Source organism: Cytobacillus sp. GQ23, from assembly GCF_059758675.1.
In genome coordinates this window covers 1-13,283 of sequence record NZ_JCAXER010000022.1, presented here as the reverse complement: position 1 = coordinate 13,283, position 13,283 = coordinate 1, and the positions used below count along the sequence as shown (strand labels likewise).

Sequence of the window (13,283 nt, the reverse complement as noted above, 5' to 3'; positions counted from 1 at the left end):
TTTACAAAAAGCGATGTCTGCATGACATCGCTTTTTTTATTTGGCTCTATACGAATTGGCCGGCTTCCAGCTCAGCTGGGCTTTTTTTTAAAACCGTACAGCCACCCTGATCAATTTCCAGTGGAAGTATTTCCATGTCCGGGAGTAGCCTCTTAAGCCCTTCTGCCACTGCAGGAGCACATCCAGTCTCAGCCAGGCAGAGCACCGCCGGTCCGGCACCGCTTAAGGCAACTCCAAATGCTCCGAGCCCTGGTGCTGCTTTTTCAATAACCTCCAAATGCGGAACCATCTTCTTTCGATAAGGATGATGGAACAGGTCTCCACTCATCATCTTGCCTGCCAGGGCGAAATTCCCGCTTAGCAAGGCTGCTACCATAACATTGCCGACTGCGCCGGCCTGGACTGCTTCCCTAAAGGACCATTCTGAAGGCAGAACGCCTCTCGATTCCTTTGTAAGAAGCTCTTCTTTCGGGACCACTGCTATAACATCAAGTTCTATGCTTTTAATATTTTGAACAGATACCTCTTCCTTTGACAAGCAGCCAATAACGAGGCCTCCGAGCAGGGAGGCGCCTGCGTTATCAGGATGGCCCTCCATGCGGGAAGACAGCTCAAGCTTCTCGTACTGTGTCAGCTGGAGATCACATAGGACATCAGCTAATTCAATCCCTGCCACAATGGCTGCTGCACTTGACCCCAGTCCCCGTGTAAGAGGGATGTCACTGGAAATGCGCGCCTTACATCCTGTAAGCTCTCTTCCATACTTCTTCGCAGTATTCATAGCAACTTGAAAAATAAAATTGGATTCATCCGAAGGATAGATGCTTAGCGGCTCTGATATTGGTATCATTTCAAAATGATCAGCCTTCTCGGCTTCAAGCGTTAAATATAAATTTAAGGCAAGGCCAATCGAGTCAAAGCCTGGTCCGAGATTTGCCGTGCTGCCGGGTACTTTGATGACAACCATTTCACCTTCGCTCATATGTGGACGGCTCCCTTGATAAGATCCGCTACTGCTTTTTCATCATTTGGAAGCAAAACAGGCTTAACAGGGCTGCAATCTATAGCTGTATTTGGGTCCTTAAGTCCGTTCCCAGTCAGGATGGCCACCACTTTTGTTTTATGAGGAATCTCTCCATTGCGCAGCTGTTTATATACCCCCGCAAGTGAAGCACAAGAAGCTGGCTCAGCAAAAATGCCTTCAGATGAAGCAAGTTTACGGTACATGCACAGAATCTCTTCGTCGCTGACTTCATCAATTTTTCCATTTGATTCCGACAATGCTGCATTGGCTAAGCCCCAGCTCGCTGGATTTCCGATTCTGATGGCTGTTGCAACTGTTTCAGGACTTTCAAACACACGGTTATGAACAATGGCTGCTGCACCTTCAGCCTGTACTCCGTGCATTCTTGGAAGACCTGTACCCCTTACTTCATTGTACTCTTTAAATCCTTTCCAATAAGCAGAAATATTGCCGGCATTTCCGACTGGCAAAGCCAGGATATCCGGAGCGCTTCCAAGCTGGTCACAAATTTCAAAGGCCGCTGTTTTCTGTCCCTCAAGCCGATACGGATTAACTGAGTTTACTAGAGTAAAAGGTTCTGTTTCGCTTATTCTGCGTACCATTGCAAGCGCCTGGTCGAAGTTCCCTTCAATTGATACTACTTCCGCTCCATACATAACAGCCTGAGCAAGTTTACCCATGGCAATTTTCCCTTCAGGGATGACTACCACACACCTCAAGCCGGCCCTTGCGGCATATGCAGCGGCAGCTGCAGAAGTATTTCCGGTGGAGGCACAGATGATGGCATCGCTTCCTTCTTCTTTCGCCTTTGCAACAGCCATAACCATGCCTCTGTCCTTAAATGAACCTGTAGGATTTGCTCCTTCTGTTTTTACATAAAGGTCAATGCCCCAGTCCCTTGAGAGCTTATCCAGTCTGATCAGGGGAGTATTGCCCTCATTTAAAGTAAGCATTGGTGTATTTTCATTTACTGGCAAAAATTCTTTATATGTCTTAATTAACCCTTCCCATCTCATACTCTGGCACTCCCTTCCACACGATACGAACTTTTAATTGTTTGAACTGCCGGCAAATCTCGTAAACTTACTAAAATATCCTCATAATCCTGAAGAGATGCCTGGTGGGTAACCAGCACAATCTCAGCGAGCCCTTTTTCTTTTAAAGGAAGCTGCAGGATTTTCTCGAAACTGACATGATGCTCTGAAAAAATAGATGTGATGTTGGCAAATGTCCCTACTTCATCTTTTACATGCAATCTTAAGAAATACTTCGAATAAATTTCATCGGCACCCTTTAATTTCTTATCATATTGTGGGGCAACTGCGCTTTTCCCATTGACGCCAAGACGCATATTTTTCATGACCCCCACGAGATCAGATACGACTGCTGTCGCTGTAGGAAGACTGCCTGCCCCAGGTCCGTAGAACATCGTTTCCCCTACTGCTTCACCATATACATATACTGCATTGTATTCATCCTGAACTGATGCAAGGGGATGGGACTCGGACAGCAAAGTAGGCTGGACGCTTACTTCAACCTTCTCTCCCTCGCGATGGGCAATCCCAATCAGCTTCATGGTGTATCCAAGCTGCCTGCCATACTGAAGGTCCTCTTCTGTAATCTCCGTAATGCCTTTGACCTTTACGTCATCAAGGTCAATATTCATTGAAAAACCCAGTGTAGACAGGATCGCCATTTTCCTTGCTGCGTCAAGGCCCTCAACATCTGCAGTCGGGTCGCTCTCCGCATATCCCAGCTCCTGTGCTTCTTTCAGAACGTCCTCATAGGCACTCCCATTCTTGCTCATCTTTGTCAAAATAAAGTTCGTTGTCCCATTCACAATTCCCATCATTTTAGTAATTCTATCAGAAGCCAAACCATCTACCAGTCCTCTTAAAATGGGGATGCCGCCGGCAACACTCGCCTCATAAAAGAGATCACACCCGTTTTGTGAAGCGCTGGCCAGCAATTCAGGACCGTAAACCGCCATCAGGTCCTTATTTGCCGTCACCACATGCTTGCCATTATCCAAAGCTTTCTTTAAATGGTTTCTGGTTTCTTCTATACCGCCCATTACTTCAATCACTACATCTATATCAGCATCATTTAAAATTTCTTCAGGATTAAGCGTCAGCAAATCCCTGTCCATTTTAACTGCTCGTTCTTTATTTACATCTTTAACAAGAACTTTCTTTACAACAACCGGACAGCCGACCTGGTGCATAAGTTTATCCTGATGTTTCTCAATGATTTGCACGACACCTGATCCAACTGTTCCTAACCCTAATAAACCGATTGAGATTGATTCCACGCTAGCTCCCCCTTCGAGTGTTCACTATGTAAGTACATTTGTATTTGTATAGTAGACATTATAGGGGGGAATTGGGATTTTTACAATAGGGAATTTTCCGAAAAAACAGGATGGAAGCGCTTAACATACCATTCTATTGCACTTTAAAATTTTTTTACTATCAATAAAGGCACCCTTTATGGATGCCTTATTCCTCTATTTGACTGGTGTCTTCGGTTTCTTTTCGGAAAGAACTAGATCAATATTCTCCACACACAGCCGCATCATGCTATAACGCGTTTCAATGCTTGCACTTCCGATATGCGGCATAGCCACTACATTTTTCAGCTCCAGCAGAGGGTGATCTTCGCCAATTGGCTCCTCTGCAAAAACATCCAATCCTGCCGCTGCAATTTCTCCTGCCTTTAGTGCATCATATAAATCATGTTCATTTACAACCGGCCCTCTTGATGCATTTACAAAAACGGCCTTGTCTTTCATCTTCTGGAATGCATTTCGATTAAATAAATTTCTGGTTTCCTCTGTCAATGGCGTCAGGCAGACAACGAAATCTGACCTTTCGAGCAGCTCATCAAAGCTGACATACTGGGCTCCCAGTTCCTGTTCTGCATCCGGCTTCCTCGAGCGATTGTGATATATAATCTCCATATCAAATCCAGCAGCGCGCTTTGCCACTGTTTTTCCGATATTCCCCATCCCTACAATCCCGATGGTTTTATGATGGACATCCCGTCCTGCCAAGAGCAGCGGGCTCCAGCTCTTCCAATCGCCTTTCTTCACGAACTCAGCAGCCTCCACCATTCGGCGGGCTGCAGCAAGCACAAGCGCAAATGTCAGGTCGGCTGTAGAATCATTTAATACCTCTGGTGTATTGGTAATTGTAATACCGAGCCTCTTCGCTGCATTAACGTCCACATTATCATAGCCGACAGCCATATTGGCCACGATCTTCAGCTTCTCTCCCGCCTTCAGAACTTCCTCATTTACCGGATCTGACAGCACAGTCAGAAGGGCATCCGCCTTTCCTGCTTGTTGGAGCAATACATCGTAAGGAACCTGCACATCTTCCCGACCCCACATTTCTACAATGTATTTGTCTTTTAATATGGCGATAACATCTTCAGGCAGTTTCCTGCTGATAAATACATATGGTTTCATTGGAATATCCCCTTTTCACATTCTCAGCTTTATGTTCCTTTCGCCAAAAAAGGGGAATTTCCCTGCTTTTTTCAGCTCTTGATCCAATTTACCAGAGGAATCCTCAGTTTTTTTATCGGGACTTCGGCAAAATCGAAAAAATTGCCCAGAAAACGCTCATGGTCATCAGACTGCCAGAGATACTTCTGGAGGCGCTCCTGAAGCACCAGTCTCTGCTGCTCAGAATTGGTGCTATAATAATCCTCTATTGTTTCAAAATAATGGAGTGGAAACAAAAGACGGGCATAGTATAAACGCCATGAAAAGGAGGATAATCTCCCTACACTTTGATATTCTGATAAAAATTGGCGTAGTTCCGGCTGATACGTTTTGATATTATGAAAGTATTTTTCCCGTGTCCATTCCGCCAAGTCTCTGGCCAAGTGGTCAAATACCCAGTCAAATGGATTTTTCATATAATAACTGTCTCCCCAGGTGGCAGATGTTAGTCTAATATGACAAACAGTTCCGCTGTCTGCCATTCCGGGTTCATCATCAAGCTCAGTATCCACCAGATACTGTATTGAGTTTTCAGCCAGTCCCATATAGTATGGAAACGACTCTAAAAACATCCTCTCAAAATCATTTTCGGGTTTTTGGAAAAGCATATCATTCCATACCTTTTCCATTTGGTCAAGCCGCTGCTCCCAAAGCTGTTTCCATTGCCCAATCCTGCTGGTTTTTTTCACAGGAAAAGAAATGCTCCTGCCTCTGTAATGGAACTTTGCCAGCTTTCGTCCAAACTGATTCTGCTTTCTGTTCAGGGTATGACGATTAACTAAAATGCAAAAGCGGCTATCATTCCAGTCAATGGACTGCTTGCCTTCCTTTGTTTTCAAAAAAGTGCTTATATTTCTATCTCCGTTATTGACCAGGTGTTCTGCCATCCGATCCAGTTCATCAAGCTCTTCTTCATCCATATGCCCCGCAGGCACAAGCAAATAAAGATGCCCCTGTTTCCGGCACGCATCATACTTTCCTATTCTTATTGTATCTTCTGCTTCTATGCCAAATTGTTCTTTCAAAAGCTTTCTAAACATTAAACCACCTCACTCTTAAGAGATCCTTAAGGGATATATATGATAGAAGGCTTCAAAACTTGTTGTTTTCTTGGATAAGACTGTGTACCATGGAAATGATATAGAAAATGAATTTTTTCCGTTACAGCCAGAGTGGGCATATTTGATAAAAAAAGGGTATATACATAGTGAAAAGAATCTAAAAGTGCAATACACAGGTCCCTTAAAGACCTCATGTACTTACCGCAATCATCTATAAACCAGAAAAGGTGAAGCCAATGAATGAAGAAAAAAAACCAGTTAATATTACAGAGCAGACAGCACGTAAATGGCTACATGAAAGAGGGGTTGAAATACAGGATATAGCTGATTTGGTGTTCTTCCTGCAGGAGAAATATCACCCCGATTTACAGATGAAAGATTGCATTTATAATGTTGAGCGTGTTTTATCAAAAAGAGAAGTGCAAAATGCCATTTTGACGGGAATTCAGCTTGATATGCTTGCTGAGGAAAAGAAACTCCTGGAGCCTCTGCAAACGATTATCGCTACAGATGAAGGATTATACGGTGCAGATGAAGTATTGGCCTTATCCATTGTAAACGTATATGGCTCAATCGGATTTACCAATTTCGGATATATCGATAAATTAAAGCCGGGCATTCTGAAGGATTTGAACGATAAGAGTTCAGGCAGATGCCATACATTCCTAGATGATATTGTAGGAGCTATTGCTGCCGCCGCATCAAGCCGGCTTGCACATAGTGCTGAAAATGCGGAATAAGAAAAGCGCAAGCGCGTTGCCTACGAATGAACGCAGACTAAGAACGCCACGTCCTGTGGCAACGTCTGCATGATCCCCTTCCTGGGGGCCACATGCACAAGACGAGCCTCTCGAAAAGGCGCCTTTTTGGGAGGCTTGCTAGAAAAGTGGAGGACGACAGGCATAAGACGGTTACCTAGTAGGAAACGACTTATGACCCCGAGAGTCCCTAGGCGCCGCAACTGGACAAGCTTGTGACCTCGAGAGGGCAGGCGCTGGAGCTAGACATTTCTCGAACTTTAAATCATACTTTCTTATCTTTTAAAAAAGGATGGAGACTTTTCTCCATCCTTTTTCTATTTGAAGTCCCAATCCGCTAATGAATCGAGCACAAAATCCGGCTGTCTCTCATAGCTCTTCAGTAATTCTTTCGTTGTGACGCCTGTATGGACAAGCAGGGTATCCATACCTGCATTCATACCTGCTAAGATATCGGTATCATAGTTATCTCCAACCATCAGAGTTTCTTCCTTTGCGGTTCCCAGAACCTTCAAAGCCTGCTCCATGATAATTGATTCAGGCTTGCCGATAAACACAGGCTGAGTTTGTGTCGATACAGTGATGACAGAGGTTAATGATCCATTACCCGGCAGCAGACCTCTTTCTGTCGGAATGGCAATATCTCCGTTTGTGGAAATGAAAGTTGCCCCATTCCGGACAGCCAGACAGGCAATGGACAGCTTTTCATAGTTAATTGAGCGGTCAAGCCCTGCCACAACGAAGTCTGCATTCTCCTCTGCAAAGCTTAGCCCCTTTTCAGACAGTGCTTCCCGTATTCCTTCTTCTCCGATGACAAATACGGAAGCATCATTTTGCTGTTCATATATGTAGTTGGCAGTGGCCATGCTAGTTGTAAACACCTGCTGCTCTTCAGCAGGAATGCCAAACTTCACCAGCTTATCCGCCACCTGGCCTGGTGTTCTTGTCGAATTATTTGTCACAAACAAATAGGGCAAATCCAGTTCGCGAAGCTTTTTGACAAATTCAGCAGCCTCACTAATCAGCTCTGTTCCGCGATACATCGTGCCATCTAAATCGATTAAATATCCTTTATATTTTTCCAAAACCATTCCTCCATATGCTCATGCATTAATTAGTATCCCTATAAGTATTGCTTTTTTTCTTGGCTATAGCCCATAAAAGCTATCTTAAAGGAACAGGGTGAATTGTGCAATTATTCACGTTTACCGGAGATGCGGCATTTCCCGCAAAAAAAACTCCTTGAACAGGAGCCCTCGCTTAATCTTGCTTTATTATATAATGACAGCATCCATCCCCCGCAGCCATGCAGGATTTGATATCAACTTTATCTGCTGAAAGAAAATCTTTGATAAATTCCTTTTCAGATCTGCAGATTTGTTTAAATTCCTCTGCAGTTTCAATATATGGACAATTGAATTCTTTAAGATGGACCTGGCCTTCCTCTAAACGGACTTCCGGCATAAAGCCTTCATGCAGCAGGATTTCTTCAAGAATTTGAAGCTTTTCGGAGAAGGATTTCCCAGCTGTTTTGAACTCATACTGATGTATGAGGCGGCTTTTTTTCCTGGAAAACAACTCAGTAATTAAATGGCCGTACCCCATGCTTTTTAATTCTGTTAATAATTCCACACTTAGCTGCTTGTATTTTTTCGGAAACAGATCTTCTCCTTTGGCTGTTAGCTGATAAAGCTTGGAAGGGCGACCTTTTGTTTGCCTCTGGATAGCAGATGTAATAAACCCGTCCTTTTCAAGGACCTGAATATGCTTTCTAACGGCCATTTCGGATATTTCCAGCTTGCGGGCCATTTTCAATATGGATTGCCTGCCCGCGGTTTTGATTAGCCTTAGAATCATATCTCTTGTGGAGTTTTCTCCAATTTGCATCACATTCACCGGCCTTCTCTTTAATGTGCCATAGAGAAAAAGATCGGATTTCTCCGATCCTTATTGAGGTTTAAAAGCAGAAACCGGTCCGAGTTCATTAATCAAATACTCTCTGACCCTGCCTGGAAACTTTTTAATCATAGGAATATGGCTGCTTATCGCTGCCTTTAGCTCCTCATGATTGACATCTGTGTAGTTTTGGACGAGCACTTTCCGATATGTAATGAATTGTTTAAAGCTTTCGCTCATTTCTTTGCTGATTACTTTTTCATCATCAAGAATATCCACAATATCATCGTAGCTGCCTGGATCCCTCATGATAAAACCGTCTATCATCGTATTTCCTATATCCAGGATTGCTTCAATCATAATTTGGGCAACTCGTTCCAATGCTGCCTTTTCAATAGGGGATGTCCACTCTTTCACTTCTTCAAAAAGGGAGATTTGCTGTTCAAGATAACTGAGTGTGACTTCAATCTTTTCCCTGTCTACGAAATACATAATGCGTCGTTCCTCCTATGAAGATTTCAGGCTCCTGGTTAAAGCATCTGCCCTGCACCCGTGTCATCCACAGCCACCCGAAACCCTAAAGTTCTCTTTACTTCTTTATTGTATATAAAGTTTTCAATACCTTCAATGGGATTCACCTTGAGTAATTTCAGTTCTTGGGGGATAAACCTTAAAAAGACATGCTATAATCGGTATATAAAACAGCTAAGGAGTGTTATATTTGGCAGAACGCTTTTTCTTATATGATGATCTTGAAGATACAAAAACCAGATTTGTCAGCTTTATGGGAGAAAATCAGCGATTCGATTTAGCTATCATTCGTTCAGATCGCTATTACGGCAAACAATTGGTCCTTGATATCCAGGGAAGCCGCTTTGCCATCATTGGAGAAGATGACTTAAAGGAAGAAGGCTATCTTGAGCATGTTTTTCAGCTTTCTGAGGAAGATGCAGAGGACCTTAAATCATTTCTGACGGAAATCGTTTAATATACGATAATGAACAGATACTAAAGGGGAACCTATTTTAATGGGTTCTCCTTTTCTTCTTTATAGACCCTGCTTCATATAACTTCCTAAGGAGTGATGGCATGGACGATAAAGAAAGACGCACATACACCGATTTCTCAAATGTGGAAACACAAAGGAACTTCCTGATTCCTGAGGACTTGCCTGAAGGTGCGTACGGCGCTCCCAGAAATGCGGATGAACCCGTAGAGAATAAAAGCACCCCTTGGCAGGAGGGCCAGCGCTATTACAGCGCCTTTAACTATGAGTTCAAGTCCCTTCATCAAAACTTGCCTCGGCAAATGCCAGGGGCACATCCACCGCATGATGACCCTGATAAAAACGAAGAACCGCCTTACACAGAGACTTAAGGAAAGCCAATAAAAGGGCCGGGTTTCCCCCTGCCCTTTTTAGCTTTTAACCTTTTTCACAACAAAATAGGCACAGCCGAAGTTACAGAATTCGTAAAGGTATTCTGTAAGTGTGCTTATTTTTGTATCAAATGAAGCCTTCTGGCTCTGGTCATCGAAAAAACCGCGGAGACGCAGCTGTCCATATCCCCAGTCTCCAACGATATAGTCATATCTGGATAAAATTTCGCTATATCTCCCCCGAAATGCTTCTTCATTAAAACCATTCCGCTCTTCCTGGATCAATTCATAACAAATATTATTAATGCAAACCAATTTTTTCACCTCATTTTAAGAGCATATCTAACAGTATTATATTGGAAAAAACAATGATATGAAACAAAACCAATAATTTGTCTTATTTAAATTATAACTGATTCACCATCAATTACTAAGAGAAAAAAATTCAGGCGTGGCAATTCTATAAATGAGGAGGTGTTTATAATGAAGAAATCACTAATCATTCTAGGCATTAGCGGAATAGCTGCATTGACTGCATGCCAAAATAATGCCGCAAAAGAAGATATCTATGAAGAAACCGGCCACACCATAAATGTAAATGATCAGCGTGCTGACTTATATAATCGGGATACGGGCAACGGAAGAAACGGCCGAAACAATGTTGGAGAAGATTTCGGATATGTACGCCATCAAAAAAGCCCTATCATGGGAGATAATGTTTCAGCAGATCACTATGCTGCCATTGATCGTGAACAGGTTGCAGACATAATCGGCAAATACTGCACAGAAATTCCGAATGTGGATGATATTTCAACACTTGTAACGGATGAAGAGGTCTTGATTGTATACAACACTGATACAAAAAATCGCAGCCAGACAGCTGATCAGGTTAAAAAGATGGCCATGTCTGTGGTGCCAAGATGGTATCATGTTTATGTCAGTGATGACACTTCATTAAGAAGAAATGTTGAAAACTATGCAACAGTTGATTCAGATGGACGAAATGCTGAACACGGCATTAACCAATTAATCAAACAAATGCTCAAATCTCCTCAGGGAGAAAAAATGAGCGAAAGTGAAAATGAAAACGGTGAAATGCAAGGCGAAAGAAACGATGACATGGATAAAGATGACCTTGGGGAAGCCGTTAAACGAGCAGGGAACCGTTAACCCAAAATTCTTATTACAAAAAAGAGAGTCCAGCGATGGCGCTGGGCTCTCTTTACTTTATGCTTGCTTAATTTCCTTTTCTCCCAAAATCTGCTTTTGTTTTGCTGCCGCATTTACCTGTTCATCCGCATGGTAGGAAGAACGGACAAGAGGACCTGCTTCACAGTGGCTGAATCCTTTGCTCATTGCAATGTCCTTCAGCTCCTGGAACTCTTCAGGTGAATAATATTTCAGCACTTTTAAATGCTTTTTGGATGGCTGCAGGTACTGACCTATTGTCATAATGTCCACATCATGAGCACGCAGATCATCCATTACCGCGATGATTTCCTCTTTCGTTTCGCCAAGCCCAATCATCAGGCTGGATTTTGTAGGAATATCCGGCTGCATTTCTTTTGCACGCTTTAAAAATTCAAGAGAGCGCTTATATTTTGCACGTGCTCTTACTCTTGGAGTCAGACGCTCAACCGTTTCAATATTATGATTAAGTATATCAGGACGGGCATCCATAAGAGTTTTCAGGTTTTCATAAACACCGCCCATGTCGGAAGGCAATACTTCAATGGTAGTGAACGGACTTTTTCTTCTGATGGCACGTACTGTTTCTGCGAAAACAGCTGCACCTCCGTCCTTAAGATCATCCCTTGCAACAGCTGTTACCACAGCATGCTTTAAGTTCATAAGTGCCACGGAATCAGCCACGCGTTCCGGCTCCTGAAGATCCAATTCTGTCGGGAGGCCCGTTTTGACAGCACAGAAGCGGCAGGCACGCGTACAAACATCGCCAAGAATCATAAATGTAGCCGTTCTTCTGACTGCCCAGCATTCATGAATATTGGGACACTTAGCTTCTTCACAAACTGTGTGCAGGTTCTTTTCCCTCATCATTTTTTTAAGACCCGTATAATTTTCATTTGTATTCAACTTTATTTTCAGCCATTCCGGCTTGCGCAAATACTCTTCTTTCTTGCTCATTTTCCCACTCCTTAGACTGAAGCTAGACGTAAAGAAAAGCGCAAGCGCCCGTGTCCGCCCCTGCGGAAAGTCCGAGGGGGTTTTGTGCTTGAGCTAGACAGTTTTCCACTTCAGAATTTATGCATTCCCGCCTTAAAAGCCAGTCATTTACAAATCCAACTAAGCTGATTAGGCTTCACCTGATGCCACTTTATCATAATGAATTGAAGAGGACAAGCCGAAGATTCTGGTATTACCATTAATTGATATTTATTAAATTATCCAATCATCACAAACTATATAAGCAGACCATCACAGAAGGGAGGATTTCCGTGCGGATTATATTTACCGCTGCTGCGGCCTTATCGTTTTTTCTGATTTCCTTATGTACAGTCAGTGCTCAAGAAAATGCAGCTGATATATATAAACAAAGATTGGCCTTATATAAAAGAGTTGAAGCTGTTACGAACATTCCCTGGTATTACCTTGCGGGGATTGACCAGTATGAAAGGAATGTCCGGCAGTCAAGAAGGGACATTCCGAAAGCGGAGGGCATTACAGGAATCTACTTCAAACCAGAAGAATGGGCGGGAATTTTGAATCCAAATCCGGCTGATGAAAACCCTGCATCCATTCAATTTTTCAATGGAATAGGAATTGACGGAGATGGAGACGGTAAAGCCAGCTTGAAAAGTGATGAAGATGTTCTTCATTCTTTTGCAAATTTCCTTCTAACCTATGGTACAGACCATGATAATTTAAAAATTGGATTATGGAATTATTATAAGCGCGATAAAGCCGTTGGCATTATCATCGGAAAAGCCCAAATTTACAAACAGTTCGGCCGCCTTGATCTCGATGATCACGCCTTCCCTGTCCCCCTGAGGAGCAATTACAGCTATAGAAATACATGGGGTGACGCAAGGGGCTGGGGCGGAAGACGGATTCATGAAGGAACCGATATTTTTGCTGATTATGGGGTACCAGTCCGAGCTACTTCATATGGAATAGTGGAAATGAAGGGCTGGAACAAATATGGAGGATGGAGAATTGGCATCCGTGATATTAATAACAACTACCATTACTTTGCTCATTTAAGCGGGTTTGCAAAAGACCTGAAAGTGGGGCAAATTGTTGAACCTGGAATGTTGATTGGAGGGGTCGGAAGCTCCGGATACGGGCCTCCGGGTACATCAGGCAAATTCCCACCTCATCTCCATTATGGAATATACAAAGACAATGGCTATACTGAATGGTCCTACGATCCATATCCACACTTAAGATTATGGGAAAGACAGGATCGGATAAAAGCCAGAAAAAAATAAAGTGATACTTCAATCAGCAGGGGGTTTCCTTATCCCACACTGATTGTTAGTTGAGGCCCAGAGGAAGTGGGCCACAAAGACGTTGCCACAGAACGCAGTTTCTTAATCTTTGTTGTTATTTCGGTCTTTAGGCAGTTTGAGCCCTCCTTATCCTCCTTTGACTCCTCTAAGTCAAGAAGCAGGGGGCTTACTGCCCGTTAGACTGCGATA

At 43.2% G+C, this 13,283-nt stretch carries 14 protein-coding genes and 1 pseudogene; 5 read left to right on the top strand and 10 right to left on the bottom strand.

All coding sequences use genetic code 11. From position 1 onward, the window contains the following. Window positions 1–46 precede the first annotated feature (46 nt). The 5 genes from thrB to yutH form a co-directional block, all read right to left on the bottom strand. Entirely contained in the window at window positions 47–982 is a 936-nt protein-coding gene (gene thrB / locus AC6CHU_RS17890; RefSeq protein ID WP_159867936.1) for a homoserine kinase, read from the bottom strand. Beyond that, a complete protein-coding gene (thrC, locus tag AC6CHU_RS17885; protein WP_159867939.1) occupies window positions 979–2,040 on the bottom strand; it encodes a threonine synthase in 1,062 nt (353 codons plus the stop codon). The genes thrB and thrC overlap by 4 nt, the downstream gene beginning before the upstream one ends. Next, the gene (locus AC6CHU_RS17880; protein ID WP_159867942.1) at window positions 2,037–3,335 is read right to left on the bottom strand and encodes a homoserine dehydrogenase; all 1,299 of its coding nucleotides are present in this window, start codon (window positions 3,333–3,335) and stop codon (window positions 2,037–2,039) included. Before AC6CHU_RS17880 ends, thrC begins: the two co-directional genes overlap by 4 nt. Window positions 3,336–3,530: 195 nt before the next feature. Then, a complete protein-coding gene (locus tag AC6CHU_RS17875) occupies window positions 3,531–4,493 on the bottom strand; it encodes a 2-hydroxyacid dehydrogenase (RefSeq protein WP_159867945.1) in 963 nt (320 codons plus the stop codon). Window positions 4,494–4,564: 71 nt separating this feature from the next. Further along, entirely contained in the window at window positions 4,565–5,572 is a 1,008-nt protein-coding gene (yutH, locus tag AC6CHU_RS17870; protein WP_159867948.1) for a spore coat putative kinase YutH, read from the bottom strand. 257 nt (window positions 5,573–5,829) lie between these two features. Between yutH and AC6CHU_RS17865 the strand changes: the two genes are divergently transcribed. Beyond that, on the top strand, window positions 5,830–6,333 hold the full coding sequence (locus AC6CHU_RS17865) for a phosphatidylglycerophosphatase A family protein (protein WP_159867951.1): 504 nt from the start codon (window positions 5,830–5,832) through the stop codon (window positions 6,331–6,333). A gap of 335 nt (window positions 6,334–6,668) precedes the next feature. Here AC6CHU_RS17865 and AC6CHU_RS17860 read toward each other — a convergent pair whose 3' ends face one another. From AC6CHU_RS17860 to hepT, 3 genes are all read right to left on the bottom strand, one after another. After that, window positions 6,669–7,436: a TIGR01457 family HAD-type hydrolase gene (locus tag AC6CHU_RS17860; protein ID WP_159867954.1), complete on the bottom strand. Its 768-nt coding sequence runs from the start codon at window positions 7,434–7,436 to the stop codon at window positions 6,669–6,671. Between the two features lie 175 nt (window positions 7,437–7,611). Continuing rightward, window positions 7,612–8,238, bottom strand: coding sequence for a helix-turn-helix transcriptional regulator (locus AC6CHU_RS17855; RefSeq protein ID WP_159868052.1), 627 nt, complete (start codon window positions 8,236–8,238; stop codon window positions 7,612–7,614). 60 nt (window positions 8,239–8,298) lie between these two features. Further along, window positions 8,299–8,739, bottom strand: a complete 441-nt coding sequence (gene hepT, locus AC6CHU_RS17850) for a type VII toxin-antitoxin system HepT family RNase toxin (protein WP_159867957.1) — start codon at window positions 8,737–8,739, stop codon at window positions 8,299–8,301. 229 nt (window positions 8,740–8,968) lie between these two features. Between hepT and AC6CHU_RS17845 the strand changes: the two genes are divergently transcribed. Continuing rightward, a complete protein-coding gene (locus AC6CHU_RS17845; RefSeq protein ID WP_159867960.1) occupies window positions 8,969–9,235 on the top strand; it encodes a DUF3055 domain-containing protein in 267 nt (88 codons plus the stop codon). A gap of 101 nt (window positions 9,236–9,336) precedes the next feature. Then, window positions 9,337–9,624: a cytosolic protein gene (locus AC6CHU_RS17840; RefSeq protein WP_159867963.1), complete on the top strand. Its 288-nt coding sequence runs from the start codon at window positions 9,337–9,339 to the stop codon at window positions 9,622–9,624. Window positions 9,625–9,663: 39 nt separating this feature from the next. Here the strand turns inward: AC6CHU_RS17840 and AC6CHU_RS17835 are convergent, their stop codons facing one another. Then, window positions 9,664–9,939 carry a YutD family protein gene (locus tag AC6CHU_RS17835; protein ID WP_159867966.1) on the bottom strand — a complete coding sequence of 92 codons (276 nt, stop codon included), beginning with the start codon at window positions 9,937–9,939 and terminating at the stop codon, window positions 9,664–9,666. Between the two features lie 168 nt (window positions 9,940–10,107). On the opposite strand from AC6CHU_RS17835, the gene AC6CHU_RS17830 reads away from it, so the two are divergent. After that, on the top strand, window positions 10,108–10,794 hold the full coding sequence (locus tag AC6CHU_RS17830; protein WP_159867969.1) for a YhcN/YlaJ family sporulation lipoprotein: 687 nt from the start codon (window positions 10,108–10,110) through the stop codon (window positions 10,792–10,794). 57 nt (window positions 10,795–10,851) lie between these two features. Here the strand turns inward: AC6CHU_RS17830 and lipA are convergent. Beyond that, a pseudogene (lipA, locus tag AC6CHU_RS17825) lies at window positions 10,852–11,772 on the bottom strand (lipoyl synthase); the annotation flags it as partial. Window positions 11,773–12,080: 308 nt separating this feature from the next. On the opposite strand from lipA, the gene AC6CHU_RS17820 reads away from it, so the two are divergent. Further along, window positions 12,081–13,073, top strand: a complete 993-nt coding sequence (locus AC6CHU_RS17820; RefSeq protein ID WP_159867975.1) for a M23 family metallopeptidase — start codon at window positions 12,081–12,083, stop codon at window positions 13,071–13,073. The last annotated feature ends 210 nt before the right edge of the window (window positions 13,074–13,283 follow it).

Bases quoted from the DNA above. Each gene is read 5' to 3' on its own strand.
- AC6CHU_RS17875 (WP_159867945.1), bottom strand. From the start codon at position 4,493: ATGAAACCATATGTATTTATCAGCAGGAAACTGCCTGAAGATGTTATC.
- hepT (WP_159867957.1), bottom strand. From the start codon at position 8,739: ATGTATTTCGTAGACAGGGAAAAGATTGAAGTCACACTCAGTTATCTT.
- thrC (WP_159867939.1), bottom strand. From the start codon at position 2,040: ATGAGATGGGAAGGGTTAATTAAGACATATAAAGAATTTTTGCCAGTA.
- yutH (WP_159867948.1), bottom strand. From the start codon at position 5,572: ATGTTTAGAAAGCTTTTGAAAGAACAATTTGGCATAGAAGCAGAAGAT.
- AC6CHU_RS17855 (WP_159868052.1), bottom strand. From the start codon at position 8,238: ATGCAAATTGGAGAAAACTCCACAAGAGATATGATTCTAAGGCTAATC.
- AC6CHU_RS17840 (WP_159867963.1), top strand. From the start codon at position 9,337: ATGGACGATAAAGAAAGACGCACATACACCGATTTCTCAAATGTGGAA.
- AC6CHU_RS17830 (WP_159867969.1), top strand. From the start codon at position 10,108: ATGAAGAAATCACTAATCATTCTAGGCATTAGCGGAATAGCTGCATTG.
- AC6CHU_RS17865 (WP_159867951.1), top strand. From the start codon at position 5,830: ATGAATGAAGAAAAAAAACCAGTTAATATTACAGAGCAGACAGCACGT.
- thrB (WP_159867936.1), bottom strand. From the start codon at position 982: ATGAGCGAAGGTGAAATGGTTGTCATCAAAGTACCCGGCAGCACGGCA.